Raw genomic sequence first — 16,021 nt, 5'->3', positions numbered from 1 at the left:
GGTTGAATAGCGCTCCGCAGATATAGCTGGCTCCCCTACGTTTGCTGTCGTCTTCCTTCTCCCCTATCGTTATGTCAGCCACTCCTCTACTCGAAACCCGCGGCCTCTCGTTCCGCTTCGGTAAGCGCCCCATCCTGCACGACGTGAACCTGCACGTAGAGCCAGGCAGCATCTATGGCTTTCTGGGACCGAACGGGGCGGGCAAAAGCACTACCATGCGGCTGTTGCTGGGACTGTTGCGGCCGGCGGCTGGGTCTATCCACCTATTTGGGCACGACCTGGCTCGGCACCGAGTGGCCCTGCTGAACCGGGTGGGTGCGCTCATCGAAAACCCTTCGCTCTACGACCACCTCACGGGCCACGAAAACGTGGAAGCCACCCGCCGCCTGCGCGGGGTAGCCGCCAGCCGCACCGCCGAAGTACTGGCGCTGGTCGGCCTCACGGATAATGCCCACCGGCCCGCCCGCGAGTACTCGTTGGGCATGCGGCAGCGCCTGGGCCTCGCCATTGCCCTCCTCTCCGACCCCGACCTACTGCTGCTCGATGAGCCCACCAACGGCCTCGACCCCAACGGCATTATTGAAATGCGGGAGCTGCTGCGCAAGCTGCGCGCCGAGCACGGCAAAACCATCGTGGTCAGCAGCCACCTCATTGGCGAAATCGAGAAGGTGGCTACCCACGTTGGCGTAATTCAGCAGGGTAGCTTGGTGTTTCAGGGTAGCTTGCGGGAGTTGCAGCAGCTGCAAACCGGGCGGGCCCGGCTGGTGCTGGAAACCGACAGCGCCGAAACCTGCCGCAACCTGTTGCCCCGCCTCCTGGCCGACGCCGTGGTAACTGCGCCCGGTGCCCTCTGGCTACCCTGGACTTCCAACGACCACACCGCCGAAGTGGCCGCCGCGCTGGTGGCAGCGGGCCAGCCGCTCTACGGCCTGCGCCTAGAGCAGCCCAGCCTAGAGGATACCTTCCTACACCTCACCGAGGCAAAACCCGAGCTAGTGAGAGGTGAGTAGCAAGTATTTGGCAGTAAGTATTCAGTAGCCAGACCACTTACTACTGAATACTTACTACCAAGTACTTGCTACTAAATACTCCATTCTTACCCCGTCTTTTCTATCCTGAATTATGGAATCTACATTGACATCCCCTTCCTTCTCGGCGCTGCCCGCTGCCCCAGCCGCCCTCACCCAACTCCGACGCACCCTGGCCGCCGATGCGCTGAAGCTACGCCGCACGGCTGCTTTGCGGCTCACGCTTGTTAGCGGGGCGCTGCCGGTGCTGCTGACGTTCTGCATCTACTTTTTCAAGGGCGACATTATTTTGAAAGCGGGTGGTACGCCGTGGCCGCGCTTCATTAGCACGGCTTGGCAAACGGCGGGCACGTTGCTGCTGCCGCTGTTCGTGGTGCTACTGACCAGCCTAGTAGTGCACATCGAAACCAAGGCCACCGCCTGGAAGCATCTGTACGCGCAGCCGGTGGGGCGCGGCGCCGTGTTTGCCTCCAAACTGCTCGTGATTCTGGTGCTGAATGCGGTGGCGCTGCTGCTCTTTGCCGGGTTGATGCTAAGTGCCGGCGCTTTGCTGGGCGTGCTCAAGCCCAAACTCGGGTTCCAAACCTATGCTATTCCTTTTGAGGTGGTTTGCTGGATGCTGCTGCGCACCTACGTGGCCACCTTGGGCCTGCTGGCGGTGCAGTACATTGTAAGCTTGTACTGGCGCTCCTTTGTAGTACCGGTGGGCGTGGGCATGGGGGCTGTGGTAGCTACCATTGCGCTGCTGCAATGGGAACACGCCGACAAGATTCCGTACGCCGCCCCGCTGGGCACGGCCATGTCGATGAAGATGACGAAAGCCGGGCTGGAAGTGGCGCACGAACTGGCCAAGCACGAGTGGTACAGCCTGGGCTGGTTTGCGGGCGTGCTGGTGGTGGGCTACTTGCTACTTTACCGGCGCAACGTCACCAACTGAGCCGTAATAGGTGGTAATTTTGGGCTGCCAGTGTTACGTTTTCAGTTAGCAAGCCGGCGGTGGTCAGCCGCATGCAACAGTTGGCAAGCCGAGGTGTCCTTAGCCGTTTTCAAAACAGTACCGCGCTTCTATTTAAGTAGTTATGTAGTGCTACTCAGCCTATTGTCGTTTTAAAAAGCACATTCGTTTTGTGGCCTTGCTGGCCAGTTCCTGCTACCACCCTCGCTCTATCCACCACCTGCCGTTTCGGCCAGCCCCAGGTTTTTCACTGCTGGCTGTAATGCTACCCCTGCCCGGCCGATTAGTTGGGTGCCGCCGGGCGGCCGCGGTTTTCCTGCCTGTCCTTCCTCCCCCTGATGCCTCTCTATTTTTCTGCTTCGATGCGCAAATTATTACTTACCTCGCTAGGCCTAGCCAGCGCGTTAGCCGGTCCTCTCACTGCCACGGCCCAAACCACCCCGCCCGCGGGTACGCCCCCGGCCGGCGCCCGCCCCGCCGGTGCCCCTGGCGCTTCTGGTGCCCCCGGCGCTGCTCCGGTCAAGCCGCGCTTGGCCTTGCCCGAAGCGCCTAAAGGCAACGGCCGCTTGGTTGGAACGGTGTTGGATGCCGCCACCAAAAAGCCCGTGCAGTTTGCCACCGTGGCCCTGCTGCCCGCCACCTCCGATACCCCCATTGACGGCACCACCTGCGACGAGCGGGGCAAATTCGTGCTGAAGGGCTTGGCGGCTGGCACATACCGGGTGCAAATCAGCTTCCTGGGCTATGGCAACCGCACCGAAACCGTGACCATCACCGACGGCACCACCGAGCTGGGCAGCGTGACGCTGGCCGCTACGGCGCAAAAGCTGGGCGAGGTAACGGTTACGGGGGAGCGGGACGTCATCGAGACCAAGCCGGACCGCATTGTGTACAACGCCGAAAAGGACATCACCAACGCGGGCGGCACGGCGGCCGATGTGCTGCGCAAAGTGCCCCTGGTGAACGTAGACCCCGACGGTAACGTGGAACTGCGCGGCACTTCCAACGTGCGGGTACTCATCAACAACAAGCCCTCCGGTATTATAGCCAGCTCGGTGGCCGATGCTATGAAGCAGATTCCGGCCGACCAGATCAAGAGCGTGGAGGTGATAACTACCCCCTCGGCCAAGTACGACGCCGAAGGCACGGGCGGCATCATCAACATCATTCTTAAGAAAAACAACCTGGAGGGCGTGAACGGCAGCGCGGGCATTTCGGGCGGCAACCGGAATTCCAATGCCAACGCCTCCGTCAACTACCGCAAAGGTAAAATAGGCATCAACAGTTCGTTGAGCAGCTTCCTGTTTTATAGCCCCAACCGCAGCAACCTGACCCGCTACCTGAAAAACTCAGATGGCAGCGAGGAACTGGCCCTCCAGCAGGACGGCAACGGCAATATTTTGGGCGGCGGCGGCTTCGGGCGGCTGGGCCTCGACTACGACCCGGCTAAGTACCACAACATCACGCTGGGCGTGCAGGGCAACGCCTTCCGCAACACCGTGGACTACCGCCAGTTCAACAACGTGCTGTTTCCGGCAGCCGCTCAGGACGAGTTTTCGCGGGTATCGGACCGGCGGTTTCGTACCCAGAGCTACGATGTGAGCGGCTCTTACACCCGCACCTTCGAGGAGAAGCGGCGCGAGTGGAGCGTGCTGGCCCAGCACAACCGTAACCGCAACGTGCAGGACTACGACCTCAACCAGTACGACGGCCGCAACGAAGACGGCACGGTAACCTACCGGGAACGGAGCGACAACTTGGCCCGCAATCTGGAAACCACCCTGCAAACCGACTACGCGCACCCGATGTCGGAAACGGCGCTGCTCGAAGTTGGCGCCAAGGCCATTATGCGCCGCGTGAGCAGCGACTATGATGTATACGACGGCCTAGCCGAGACCTTCAACCCCAACCGCTCCAACCTGTTCAACTACAACCAGGATGTGGTATCGGCATACGGCACCTACGGGTTTGCGGCCGGTAAAAAGGTGAACTTCAAGCTGGGGGCTCGGGTGGAGGACACCCGCATCAAGGGCACGTTCGAGCAGCAGCAGCAAGCCGAAAACTCGGGCGTGAAGCAGCACTACACCAACGTGCTGCCCAACATGAGCGTAAGCTACCAGCCCCAGAACCCCAAGAAACCGGGCGAGACGGTACGCGTAGCCTACTCCCAACGCATTCAGCGCCCCCAGATTTTCTTCCTGAACCCGTTCGTCAACGCCTCCGACACGCTCAACATCAGCTATGGCAACCCCGACCTCAACCCCGAGCTGACCCACAGCGTGGAACTGAACTACACCACCTTCATCAAGGGTTCGGTGCTGAATATGTCGGCGTACATGCGGCGCACCAATAAGGCCATTGAAACGGTGCGCTTCATTGATGTCAACGGCGTAAACAACCAGACTTTCCGCAACATCGGGCGCAATGCCACCTACGGTGTGAGCTTGTTTGGCTCGGTGAAGCCGGTACCGAAGTGGGATTTGAGCGGCAACGTGAACGTGTACTACGTGTCGTTGGAAAGTCCGTCGCTCAGCTTCGGCGATGGTACTATCAACACTTCGGCGTACTCTAATAGCGGGGTGATGTATAGCGTGAACGTGAACACCAGCTACAAGCTCAACAAGGGCTTGAGCATCCAGGCTAATACCGGCCTGAACTCGCCGCGCATCCAGCTTCAGGGCAAGCAAGCCGCTTGGACGTATTACTCACTGGGCATGCGCAAGTCGCTGCTCAAAGAGAAAGCCGATATTATCCTCAGCGGCGACAACTTCATCAAAGCCACCCGCAACCTGAACACCGTGCTTGACACCGAGCAGTTCCGGCAGGAAAACAACAACTACATCTACATGCGCAACGTGCGGCTGTCGTTCAACTACCGCTTCGGCAAGGTGGGCACCCAGCCCCAGAAGCGCCGCCGCAGCATCCAGAACGACGATACCAAGCAGGGTGAAAGCGGCCAGGGCCAACAGTAACCAACTAAATAGTAGGCAATAGCTAGTAAGTAGCTAGACCTGCGTCTGCCATTCTGAAGCAGCAACCAAGGACCACATACCCGCAGAACAAGTCGTTGCCACGGCTGACGTTCAGTTAAGGGAAGGTCCTTGGTTACCGCCTCAGGATGGCAGACGTTTTTGTTGGCTGGTAGATTTGATTGAATTCAAGATTACTTTGAAATACTACTATATACTTTTATAACGTTGTGCCACCAATTACTGCCCGGTGGAGTCTTTGATACAGTGCGCTTATCCTCTTAGCTTATCCTGCCTTGTTCTATGAAACAAATTGTTACGCTGCTTGTGGCAGCCGTGCTGGCTTCGCCTGCTGCCTGGGCTCAGATTCCGGCCACTTCCGCCACCACCGCACCCCAAGGAACCGGCCGCCTCACCGGCACCGTGGTGGATGCTGCCACCCAGAAACCCGTTGAATTTGCCACCGTGGCGCTGCTCCCCGAAACGGGCACCACGCCGGTGGGCGGCGGCACCTGTGATGCGCAGGGCAAGTTTGAACTGAAGGATGTTCCACCCGGCTCGTATCGGCTGCAAATCAGCTTTGTGGGCTACACCACCAAGCTGGAAGCCGTAACGGTAACCGCCCAGACCGTGGCGCTGGGCACGCTCAAGCTGACGGCTTCCACCCAAAAGCTGGGCGAAGTAACCGTAACCGGCCAACGGGCGCTGGTAGAAACCCGGCCCGACCGCCTGGTATACAACGCCGAGCAGGACGCCACCAACGCGGGCGGCACGGCTTCGGATGTGCTGCGCAAAACGCCCATGGTAAACCTGGATAGCGACGGCAACGTGCAGCTACGGGGCACTTCCAATGTGCGCATCCTCATCAACAACAAGCCCTCGGCCATGCTGTCGGGCAACCTGGCTGAGGCGCTCAAGCAGATTCCAGCCGACCAAATCAAGGCCATTGAAGTGGTAACCGCCCCCTCGGCTAAGTACGACGCCGAAGGCTCGGGCGGGGTTATCAACATTGTGTTGAAAAAGAACAGCTTGCAGGGCACCAACGGCAGTGTAGGAGCCAGTGCCGGCAACCGAAACCAGAACCTGAACGGCTCGTTGAACGTGCGGCGCGGCAAGTTTGGGGTGAACACCAAGCTCAGCGGCTTTGCCAACCGCTACCCCTACAAGAGCAGCTCCACCCGCACCGATTTTACGTCCTTCGGCGAAGGCCGTCTGGACCAGCGCACCACCTCACGCAGCACGGGCGGCGGCGGGTTCGGGCAGTTAGAACTCACCTACGACCCGTCGCCGCTGCACAGCTTCACGCTCAGCGGCAATGGCAATGCCTACCAGAACCGTTCCCCGCAGGACCTATTCAACCAGTATGATGGTCCCGATACGCTGAAACTCGATGCGCTGTACACCCGCGACATTCTGCAACGCTACGAAAACCGCAACTACGACCTAAACGCTGGTTATACCCGCACCTTCGGCGAAACCCAGGCCCGGCGCGAGTGGAGTGTGCTGGCCCAACACACCCGCAGCAACAACGACCAGAACTACCGCCTAGACCAATACCGCGGTGCCGACGTACTGAGCGGCCCCCTGGAGTATCGGGAACGGAGCACCAACCTGTCGCGCAATCTGGAAACCACCCTCCAAACCGACTACACCCACCCCTTCCGCGACTCGACTACGCTGGAAACTGGGGCCAAATTAATCCGTCGCGAAGTCAGCAGCGACTACTCGCTCGATTCGCTACTGCTGGCCCAGCAAACCGACTTTATCCGCAGCCTTCTGCGCTCTAATGCCTTCAATTATCAGCAGAACGTGTTGGCGGCTTATGGCACTTATAATTTCTCGGGAGGCAAAAAGTACGCCTTCAGCTTGGGCACCCGCCTGGAGCGCACGGCTATTGCGGGGGAGTTTCGGAGTGAAGCGGGGCGATTCACCAGCAACTACATCAACCTGCTGCCCAACGTAAGTGCGACCCGAACCCTCAAAAAGCCCGGCCAGACGATACGATTCAGCTACTCCCGCCGAATTCAGCGCCCCCAGATTTACTACCTCAACCCCTACGTCAACCAAAGCACGCCCAACAACGTCAGCTACGGCAACCCCAACCTCGCGCCCGAGCTGGCCGACGTGTTTGAGCTGACGTACGGCACTTTCGGGGAGAAAAGCTCGCTCAACGTGTCGTCTTACGCGCGGCGCACCGGCAATTCCATTGAGGAGTACAACCGTTACAACGATTCGCTGGCCCGCACCGAAACCACTTACGGCAACATTGCCACCAACACCAGCTATGGCCTGAGCTTATATGGTTCCTTGAAGCCGACCACCAAGTTGGACCTGAGCAGCAACATCAGCGCCGACTACACCCGCCTCAACAGCGCCGCGCTCAACCGTACCACCAGCCGCCTGAATCTGTTCATGAACCTGAATGCGTCGTTGAAAGTCGGCAAGCTGTACACGCTGCAAAGCTACGGCGGCTTCTGGACCGGCGGCGTACAGCTTCAGTCGCGCTACTCCGGCGGCTACTACTACACAGTGGGCGCTAAACGCACCTTGCTCAAAGAGAAAGCCGACCTCACCTTCAACGCCAGCAACTTCCTGGCACCCGGCCGCGAGTTCCGCGCTAGCACCGAAACCGCGCAGTTCCGCAGCGACACCAACTTCTACTCGTATCAGCGCAACTTCCGTCTGTCCTTCAACTACCGCTTCGGCAAGCTCGACAACGGCCCCCAGCGTCAGCGCCGCTCCATCCAAAACAACGATGGCAAGCAAGGCAGCAGCAACAACGGAGGCTAGGTGGTGAAGTGGTGAGATGGTGAAATTGTGAGTTTGACGTTTCAACCACGCAGCTTGCGCCAGCGGAACATCAATCTCACCACTTCACCATCTCACCACTTCACCGCGCCCAAATCTTCCAGGCTTCTTCGGCTTGGATGCAGAGCATTTCGAAGCCGTTCTTGGTTTGGGCACCCAGGGCTTGGCCGCGGCGCATGAACTCGGTTTCGCTGGGGTTGTAGATGAGGTCGAAGAGGTGGTGCTGGCTGGTGAGGTACTCGTACGGGATAGGCGGATATTGGTCGGTTTCGGGGTAGGTACCGAGCGGGGTGGCGTTGATAATGAGCAGATGGTCTTGGAACAGCTGCGGCGTGAGGTCGGCGTAGGTGAGACCCGCGCCCAGCGGATTGCGCGACACCACCCAATAGCCGATACCCAAGTCGCGCAGGGCTACTTCTACAGCCTTGGAAGCACCGCCGCTCCCCAGAATCAGGGCCCGGCTAGTGAAGCCCGCCGGCAGCAGCCCGCGCACCGACTCCCGAAACCCGGCTAGGTCGGTGTTGTGTCCAATCAGACGGCCGTCGTCGGTGAACTCAATAACGTTGACGGCACCCACGCGGGCCGCCGACGGGGCCACCTCATTGAGGAAAGGCCAGATTTGCTCTTTGTAAGGAATCGTGACGTTCAGGCCGCGCAAATCGGGGTGAGCGGCCAGCAGCGCCGGTAGCTCGTCGATGGTTGGCAACTCGAACAGCTCGTAGTGGTGCTCGGTCAGGTTGAGGCTATAGAATTTCTGGGTGAAATACGTTTGCGAAAATGAGTGCTTCAAAGAGCGGCCGAGCAATCCGAATTCAGACATAACAAGCAACTAGCAATTTGGCAGCAAGCAACACAAAAAACCACCCGCCCCCAAGGAACGAGTGGTTTTTATAAAAGAAATAAGATTATTCTGACGAAGCGCGGGCAGTAACCAACCTACGCCACTGGCCGGCCACTGGTGCGGCGTGCCTTAATGAACTCGAATATCACCGGCAGCACCGACAGCCCGATAATGGCCAGCACCACCAACGAGAAGTTCTTTTGCACTACTTCTAACCCCCCGAAGTAATAGCCAGCCAGCGTTAGCAACGATACCCACAGCACCGCGCCTACCACGTTGTAGCTCAAAAACTTGCTGTAGCTCATGGTACCCACGCCGGCCACAAACGGCGCAAACGTGCGGATAATAGGGATAAAGCGGGCCAGAATGATGGTTTTGGCGCCGTGCTTCTCATAGAACTGCTGCGTGCGCTCCAAGTGGGCGCGCTTCAGAAACCGGGAATTTTCTCGGAACACCCGCGGCCCCAGATAGTCGCCGATGTGGTAGTTGAGTGTGTCGCCAAGGACGGCAGCCAAAATGAGCAGGCCAATCATCACCCACACATTTAGGGGTGAGCCGGGCAAAGCGGCCAACGAACCAGCCGCAAACAACAGGGAGTCGCCGGGCAGAAAGGGCAGCACCACCACCCCGGTTTCCACGAAAATAATCAGAAAGAGAATGGCGTAGGTCCAGCTGCCATAATCCTGAATAATTGCCCCCAAATGCTTGTCGAGGTGCAGGATAAAATCAACAAAGTGTTTCAGGATTTCCATAGAAGCCGGGTTTAGGCTACAAAGAAAGCACATGCCCACCGAACGAACGGCCCGGCGGCGCATAAATCCTTGCGCGGCTACAACTTCTGCAGAATCAGCAGCTGATTGAGGCGCTCTACTTCCAGATCCTGCACCGAGAAGCCAGCCCCGGCCAAATAAGTCGGCAGTTCGTCGTTGCCTACGTACAGCGGCACCTCACTGAGCGTGTTGAACAGCACGTAACCGCTGGGGTACAGCACCCGCCGCACGTGCTGCCAGAAGTCGGCGGTTTGCAGCCCGGCCGGCAGGTGCAGGTCCACAAACAAGTCCACAATCACTAGGCCGAACTGGCTGGCCGGCGCGGTGCGTATCCAGTCGAAGGCATCGGCGCACACAATATCGAGTTGGGCATCGGGCCGCACACCAAACTCCGCATCGGCCAGCCTGATAACTACGGGGTCCAGCTCAAGGGCCGTAATCTGCCCCTCGTACCCTAGCTCCTTGCGCAAAGTAGCTACCACCGAGCCGCCCCCCAACCCCAGCAGCAGGGTATGGCTGGCTTGCCGGGGCTTCACGAACAGCAGCCCATAGCGCAGCACCTGCTGCAATGAGCCGTACGAGTAGTTGGCGTGGCGCGTATCGAGCACCTTATGGCCTTTGCGCCACGTCACTTCCAGCGGCCCGCTCACCTCTGATTGTACGGTGCGGGTGATGGGAACCAAGTAGCTCAACAGGCGAATTAGCGGGGTCAGCATACGCCCGCAAAGGTAAGCAACGGGTTTATTGCACCACCGGCTTCACTTGGTAGCCCTGTTGCCGTAGTAGCGCCAGCACGCCCTTCGGACCGCCCAAGTGAGCGGCACCCACGGCAAAAAACGTGGGCTTGGCCGTAGCATACTGCCCAATACCAGCAATCCAGTGCTGGTTGCGCGAATCGAGAAGTAAGTCTTCGTACTGCTCGAAATTGAACATGCTGCTGGCCGTGAGGCTGTGCAGTTGCTCCACATCCTGCGTCTTATAGAGCGCCATCATTTTCTGCAGTTCCTGCTTGGCTTCCGCTTCTTTGTTTACCATATCGGCCAGCATTTTGCTTTGCTCACCGTACGGAATCTTGTCGAACAGGCCTAACTGCTCCTGCACGGTTTCCAAACCCAGCACTTCTTTCTTCTGCTCCTGTGCCATTTTCACAAAGGTACCCTCGTAGCTGGCCGGCGTGCAGCCCAGCAGTGCCGGGTAGAGCATAGAGCTGAGAATGAAGGGCTTCACGGCTCCAACTTTATCAATCGGCAAGCCCACTTTCGCTTGCATATAGGTGCCAACGGCGGTGTAGTCGGAGGTAGAGAGGAGCTTTTGCAGATTCTGGCCGTCCTTCATCAGCATGTCGCTCTGCATTTCCTGCATCATGGTGGGGCTATCCATGTCGAGTTCCATTACCACCTGCTGCGTTTTACTGAATGCCTGTTTCAGCGGCTCGCTCACCAACAAATCGGCGGGGCATATTAGATGCACGGTGCCAAACAAATAGGAAGGCTGCGCCAGGTCTTTACCAGAAATTTCCCACAGGAGTGAGTGAGCAGCTGAGGCAACCTGCGTTTTGGTAGCGGTGGCTTTACGCGGGGCCTTTTGGGCCTGAGTACTGAAAGAAGCCAGGGCCAACACCGCCAGCAGCGTGATTTTTTTCGGCAAAAACATAGTGCTTGAATAGAGAGTGACAGGAAAGATGCCACATTATTCGCGGGCCTTTGCAATTCATTACACCTCCCCAAGATTTTATTGCCAGCGCAACACCAATCAATAGCAGAAGCCCCGCCTTACAACCACCTCTAAGCCCATATAAGTGCGGCTATAGGTTGAATTGCAAAGCGGGGCTTCCGTTACAGTAGTTCAGGCAACTATTGGGCGGCTACACGCCATACTTTGTTGCCAGCATCATCGAGCACCAGGAGTGAGCCATCGGGCATTTCCGTTACGCCCACGGGCCGGCCGTACACTTCCTTGTCGCCGGTGTTGGCCACAAAGCCACTCACAAAGTCTTCAGACTTACCAGCGGGCTTGCCGTTCTCAAACGGCACGAACACCACCTTGTAGCCCGTAAACTCCGAGCGGTTCCAGGAGCCGTGCTGCCCCACAAAAGCCCCTTTCTGGTACTTAGCCGGGAAGGCCTTGCCATCGTAGAATGCCAGCCCTAAGGAAGCAGAATGTGGGGCTAACGGCACTTCCGGCACCACGGCTTTCTTCACCAAATCTGGCCGCTCACCCTTGCGGCGTGGGTCCTCCGTTTGGCCGAAATACGAGTAGGGCCAGCCATAGAAGGCGCCGGGCTGCACGCTGGTCAGGTAGTCGGGTACCAAGTCGTCGCCTAGTTCATCCCGCTCGTTTACGGCCGTCCACAAGGCTTTGGTGCTCGGGTTCCAATCCATGCCTACCGGGTTACGCAGGCCGGCGGCGTACACTTTCTCGCCCGTGCCATCGGGGTTGATTTCTAGAATATTGGCCCGGCGCTGCTCGTACTCCATGCCGTTTTCACCCACATTGGAGCTGGAGCCCACGCTCACGTAAATCTTCGAGCCATCAGCATTAGCCAGCAAGTTGCGGGTCCAGTGGTTGTTGTAGCCTTTGCCAGGCAGGGTCAGAATCTTTTCGCCGGGGCCGGTAATCTTGGTTTGGCCGGGCTTATAGGCGTAGCGTAATACACCGTCGGTATTGGCCACGTAGAAGTAATTGCCCAGCACCAGCATCCCGAAAGGCTGGTTGAGGTTGGCCAGGAACGTTTCGCGCACATCGGGCTTACCGTCTTTGTTGGTATCGCGCAGCAACGTAATGCGGTTGGCACTGGTTTCCTGCAACGACTTCGAGGGGTCGAGGTCCAGCTTGGCGGCCACTTTCTTCTTGAAAGTAGTGGGAATAGTGTTGGCTTCGGCCACTAGCACGTCGCCGTTGGGCGTGATATAAGCCCAGCGCGGGCTCTTGAAGTCGGCAGCATACTCCGTTACGGTGAAGCCTGCGGGCACCACCGGCGTTTTGCCGGCTGGCCAGCCTATCACCTTGCTGCGCTTGGTCACCGATTTGGTGGCGTACGGTTCGGGTAGCGTAGGAGCCGCCGCCTCCGACACCGCAGAGTCGGGCGAAGCGGCCATTGGCGGAGCAGGCGTGTTAGTAGGAGTATCGGCAGCAGGTTTACCCTGGTTGCAGGCAGAGACCAGCAGTACCAAGGCCGCTACCGGCAACTGGAAAGGAAATCGTAGCATAAAAGAAAAAGAAAGCACGTCGTTTCTTTTCTCCTACTTCTTTCTTGCTGCTATAGTTGCACTTACGTATCAGACTAGCCTTGCCGGGCCTCGGGAGTAAGCAAGGAGTAGATGCTGGAATTCAGGAATTGCCCACGGAAAAAGTAATTCTGTCGGAAGTACGCTTCCTGCACAAAGCCGTGTTTCTCCAGAAGCTTGCACGACGCTTTATTGCGTGGGTTTACGTTGGCTTCCACACTGTGCAACTTCAGCACCTCAAAGCCGAAAGCCAGCACTGCGGCCATGGCTTCGCTCATAATACCCTGCTGCCAGTAATCGGGGTGCAGCGCGTACCCAATTTCGGCCCGATGGTGCTTGGGAATCATGCGCCAGAGCCCAATAGTACCCAGCAGCACATCCGGGCTTGCTGGCCGCACTATTCCCCAGGTGATACCCTTATTCTCGGTGATGTTGCGCTTTATTAAGCTGAGAAGTTCCAGCGTTTGGGCTATGGTGGTATCAGGTTCCCGCTCCAAGTACTCGATGATGCGGATATCTGAGCGTTGCACCAGCAGCATAGGTGCATCTGCTTCAGTTAGCTCACGCAGTAGCAGCCGGGCCGTGCGAAGCTCCGGGAACGGGTTCAATTGGATGGATAGCACAGGAGGGCGGCTGGGAATATGCGTTGGCTGCCAATGATAGGCAATTGCTTATTCACTCCAATCTATAGAGAGTAGCTGTTGGCTGGTTACGCAGTTAGACGTACTTTGCTGAAGAATATTTTTTCTTTCTGAAATTACACGTTGCAAGAACTTTATCGTACACGCGGTAATTTCTCCGATTGAGAAATCTGATTTACCAGCCACCAGTTTTGCGGTTGAGTTTGCCTCATAAAATGGCGACCGACTGATAGATGATCTTTCATTCGAAGCACTTCATTCACAGGCTTCTGCAATAGTACCAACTAATTCTTCACCGCTTAATCAATCCTGGCTATATGATTTAGGCGTATTACGTACTAAAATGAAAATACCCGAGTAGCATTCTGGGAATTATTACATATACTTGTAATAATTTAAATTATGTTACCGCTAGAGTACCGGGTTTCCCTGCCCGTTTTTTAAGCAGCTCCCGCTTGTTGTTAAGTTGCTTTTGCGCCTTATCTAATGCCCTTCGCTCTGTCCGCTCAGCCAGCGTCACACCCGTTTGCTGAGGCCTTTTCTTACCTGCCTACCCCTACTCTTCTGCTTGATAACGATGGTCGCATCGTGGCAAGCAGCGTAGGCTTGGCGGAGCTTGCGCCTTCTGCTGCTACCCCACTGGTGCTGGTGGGCCAGCTTCTACACGACGCCCAGTTGCAGCTAGGGCCAGTGGCTACGGCGTGGGCCTACGCGCACAGCGTGGTCCGCTCGATGCCCTGGGTGCAGCCGCCAGCACTGCTTCCAGTAGCAGCGTCGGCCGGCACCATTGCCGAAGCCAGATGGTGGCAGCCGAGCTTAACCCGCATAGACCTCGGCGACCAAACAGTTACGCACTGGTTGGCTACGGCCCACAATACGGCCTTGGCAGCCCCAGCTAGCCCGGCTGCGCCCTTTACTGCGCCTCAAGCTGAGGAGGCTGCTCAGTTGCGCGACACCCTAGCCCACGTTCCGGGCCATGTCATCACGCTGCACGGGCCAGAACACCGCATTAGCTACGTTGGCCCAGCGGTGGCGGCGCTGCTCAATCAAAACCAGTTGCTAGGCCGGTTGGCCGCCAACGTCCTGACCGACCTTCAGGCTCCGGAGGCGCTACAGGCCATTCGCCACACCTACCAAACCGGCCAACTAGCAGCGGCACACAACCTTGCCCTGCCTGATGCCAACAACCAGCCCCGCTATTTCGACGTCAGCCTCCGGCCTCTGCTCGATACCAACCAACGCATTACCGGGGTGCTCGTGTTTGGGCAAGAGGTTACGGCTCATGTTCAGCAAGACCTTGAAGCAGAGCCTATTACTCCTTACCAGGATATAGTCGAGAATCTACCGCAGATAACTTCTATCAGTTCAGGTGAAGGCGTGGTAGAATACCTGAGCCCCCAGTGGTTTCGCTACACTGGTCAGCCTCCGGAAGCCATTCATACCCACGATTGGGTGGATGCCCTCAACCCCGACGATTGGGCCCAGATACTGCACGAGCTACCCGAGCACTTAAGCAAAGGAGAGCCGTGGAGCTGGGATGCGCGTATTCGGCGGTACGATGGTGAATACCGGCGCCACATTGCGCATATGGCGCCCACTCGTAACGAGGCCGGCCGAGTAGTGCGCTGGTTTGGTACCATGACCGATGTGCAAGATTTGCAGCCCACATCTACCAGCACTCCCCCCTCCGACAAACCCGACCCGTGCCAGGAACTGACTGATACGCTACCTCAATTACTGTGGACGCTTAACCCCGACGGTACAGCGGCCACTGTAAACAAGGCAGCTATTTCCTACATGGGCTTCGAAGTGCAGCAATCTACTGGCGAGAGTGTCCCCAGCCTGGTTCCTGGGGCCGATGTAGTGCAAGCTTTAGTTGAGCAACAACACAGCCTTGAGGCCGACGCTACCTGGGAATACCAAAGCCAATTGCGCCAGCATGATGGCGAGCTACGCTGGTTTCTACACCGCGCCCAACCTCTACGCAATGCAGAAGGCCACATTGTAAAATGGTACGGTAGCAGCACTGATATTGAAGCCCTAAAGCAAGAATCAACGCAGCTACAGAAGCAAAACGAGAAATTGACTCGTGCGAACCGTGAGTTAGATGCCTTTGTGAAGTCGGCGGCGGATGAGTTGCGCCAGCCCATCCATAATTTGCAGGCACTATTTGGGCAGATGCGCGAGGCCGTAACGTTTCATGACCCTGATGCCGACGCTTTGCTGGTAATGGCCGATAACAGCCTGAGCCGCTGGAATGCAACAGTCCGAAACCTAACGCAGCTCGTGAAAGCTCAAGAGCAGCACCAGCTACCGCCCGAGGAGTTGTCGTTGGCAACACTTACCCGCGAAGCATTGCTGGGTTTGCATCCGCACCTGCGAGCTTCAGGGGGTGAAGTTTCCACCCATTTTCAAAGTTTGCCTACCGTGTCGTATGTGCGGCCGCACTTGCTCAGCATTATCACCAACCTGCTAAGCAATTCCATTAGGCAGCATGACCCTAGCCGCCCCTTACGGCTTCGGTTGGAAAGCAAGCCTGGCCCAACTGGCCGTGCCCAGCTGGTGGTGCAGGACAACGGCTTGGGATTGGAACCTTCACGGGTAGGCGGGCGCGCTTCACGCTCACCACAGCAAATAAACTCTGCTGCCGGCCTTTACCTCATCAACCGTATAGTTGAGGATCATGGCGGTAGCCTCGACGTGGAAAGCGTACCGGGCCAAGGCACTACCTTCCGTGTTACTTTATAATAACTTTCGGACACTAAGAAACCCAACGGCCCGC

The 16,021-nt window shown here is 57.6% G+C and carries 11 protein-coding genes; 5 read left to right on the top strand and 6 right to left on the bottom strand.

Annotation, left to right across the window (positions count from 1 at the left end; translation table 11 throughout):
* The first annotated feature begins 71 nt into the window (after positions 1 to 71).
* From G536_RS0102730 to G536_RS25960, 4 genes are all read left to right on the top strand, one after another.
* On the top strand, positions 72 to 1,010 hold the full coding sequence (locus G536_RS0102730; RefSeq protein WP_022822049.1) for an ABC transporter ATP-binding protein: 939 nt from the start codon (positions 72 to 74) through the stop codon (positions 1,008 to 1,010).
* Between the two features lie 112 nt (positions 1,011 to 1,122).
* Positions 1,123 to 1,965 carry an ABC transporter permease gene (locus tag G536_RS0102725; protein WP_084708460.1) on the top strand — a complete coding sequence of 281 codons (843 nt, stop codon included), beginning with the start codon at positions 1,123 to 1,125 and terminating at the stop codon, positions 1,963 to 1,965.
* A 380-nt stretch (positions 1,966 to 2,345) separates the two neighbouring features.
* Positions 2,346 to 4,955 carry a TonB-dependent receptor domain-containing protein gene (locus tag G536_RS25965; protein WP_022822047.1) on the top strand — a complete coding sequence of 870 codons (2,610 nt, stop codon included), beginning with the start codon at positions 2,346 to 2,348 and terminating at the stop codon, positions 4,953 to 4,955.
* A 300-nt stretch (positions 4,956 to 5,255) separates the two neighbouring features.
* Positions 5,256 to 7,742 (top strand): TonB-dependent receptor, encoded by a 2,487-nt coding sequence (locus G536_RS25960; RefSeq protein WP_022822046.1) that lies wholly within the window; start codon positions 5,256 to 5,258, stop codon positions 7,740 to 7,742.
* A 100-nt stretch (positions 7,743 to 7,842) separates the two neighbouring features.
* On the opposite strand, the gene G536_RS25955 is transcribed toward G536_RS25960, so the two are convergent.
* The 6 genes from G536_RS25955 to G536_RS0102680 all read right to left on the bottom strand — a co-directional run bounded on the left by G536_RS25955 (position 7,843) and on the right by G536_RS0102680 (position 13,221).
* Complete coding sequence (locus tag G536_RS25955) at positions 7,843 to 8,580, bottom strand: shikimate dehydrogenase family protein (protein ID WP_022822045.1); 738 nt, start codon at positions 8,578 to 8,580, stop codon at positions 7,843 to 7,845.
* Between the two features lie 116 nt (positions 8,581 to 8,696).
* Positions 8,697 to 9,353 carry a DedA family protein gene (locus G536_RS0102700; RefSeq protein ID WP_026879772.1) on the bottom strand — a complete coding sequence of 219 codons (657 nt, stop codon included), beginning with the start codon at positions 9,351 to 9,353 and terminating at the stop codon, positions 8,697 to 8,699.
* 77 nt (positions 9,354 to 9,430) lie between these two features.
* Positions 9,431 to 10,087, bottom strand: a complete 657-nt coding sequence (locus G536_RS25950; protein ID WP_022822043.1) for a spermidine synthase — start codon at positions 10,085 to 10,087, stop codon at positions 9,431 to 9,433.
* A 25-nt stretch (positions 10,088 to 10,112) separates the two neighbouring features.
* Positions 10,113 to 11,024, bottom strand: a complete 912-nt coding sequence (locus G536_RS0102690) for a TraB/GumN family protein (RefSeq protein ID WP_022822042.1) — start codon at positions 11,022 to 11,024, stop codon at positions 10,113 to 10,115.
* Positions 11,025 to 11,224: 200 nt separating this feature from the next.
* On the bottom strand, positions 11,225 to 12,580 hold the full coding sequence (locus G536_RS0102685) for a PQQ-dependent sugar dehydrogenase (protein WP_033369492.1): 1,356 nt from the start codon (positions 12,578 to 12,580) through the stop codon (positions 11,225 to 11,227).
* A 74-nt stretch (positions 12,581 to 12,654) separates the two neighbouring features.
* On the bottom strand, positions 12,655 to 13,221 hold the full coding sequence (locus G536_RS0102680) for a GNAT family N-acetyltransferase (RefSeq protein ID WP_033369491.1): 567 nt from the start codon (positions 13,219 to 13,221) through the stop codon (positions 12,655 to 12,657).
* Positions 13,222 to 13,725: 504 nt separating this feature from the next.
* Between G536_RS0102680 and G536_RS0102675 the strand changes: the two genes are divergently transcribed.
* Positions 13,726 to 15,987, top strand: a complete 2,262-nt coding sequence (locus tag G536_RS0102675; RefSeq protein ID WP_022822039.1) for a PAS domain-containing sensor histidine kinase — start codon at positions 13,726 to 13,728, stop codon at positions 15,985 to 15,987.
* The last annotated feature ends 34 nt before the right edge of the window (positions 15,988 to 16,021 follow it).

The organism is Hymenobacter norwichensis DSM 15439 (assembly GCF_000420705.1).
GTDB classification, from domain to species: domain Bacteria; phylum Bacteroidota; class Bacteroidia; order Cytophagales; family Hymenobacteraceae; genus Hymenobacter; species Hymenobacter norwichensis.
The sequence above is the reverse complement of the archived record's forward strand: the minus strand, read 5'-3'. Positions and strand labels throughout refer to the sequence as shown.

Coding starts and splice junctions, on each gene's coding strand:
- G536_RS25965 (WP_022822047.1), top strand. CDS start 2,346: ATGCGCAAATTATTACTTACCTCGCTAGGCCTAGCCAGCGCGTTAGCC.
- G536_RS0102725 (WP_084708460.1), top strand. CDS start 1,123: ATGGAATCTACATTGACATCCCCTTCCTTCTCGGCGCTGCCCGCTGCC.
- G536_RS0102675 (WP_022822039.1), top strand. CDS start 13,726: ATGCCCTTCGCTCTGTCCGCTCAGCCAGCGTCACACCCGTTTGCTGAG.
- G536_RS0102700 (WP_026879772.1), bottom strand. CDS start 9,353: ATGGAAATCCTGAAACACTTTGTTGATTTTATCCTGCACCTCGACAAG.
- G536_RS25955 (WP_022822045.1), bottom strand. CDS start 8,580: ATGTCTGAATTCGGATTGCTCGGCCGCTCTTTGAAGCACTCATTTTCG.
- G536_RS0102690 (WP_022822042.1), bottom strand. CDS start 11,024: ATGTTTTTGCCGAAAAAAATCACGCTGCTGGCGGTGTTGGCCCTGGCT.
- G536_RS25960 (WP_022822046.1), top strand. CDS start 5,256: ATGAAACAAATTGTTACGCTGCTTGTGGCAGCCGTGCTGGCTTCGCCT.
- G536_RS0102730 (WP_022822049.1), top strand. CDS start 72: ATGTCAGCCACTCCTCTACTCGAAACCCGCGGCCTCTCGTTCCGCTTC.
- G536_RS0102685 (WP_033369492.1), bottom strand. CDS start 12,580: ATGCTACGATTTCCTTTCCAGTTGCCGGTAGCGGCCTTGGTACTGCTG.
- G536_RS25950 (WP_022822043.1), bottom strand. CDS start 10,087: ATGCTGACCCCGCTAATTCGCCTGTTGAGCTACTTGGTTCCCATCACC.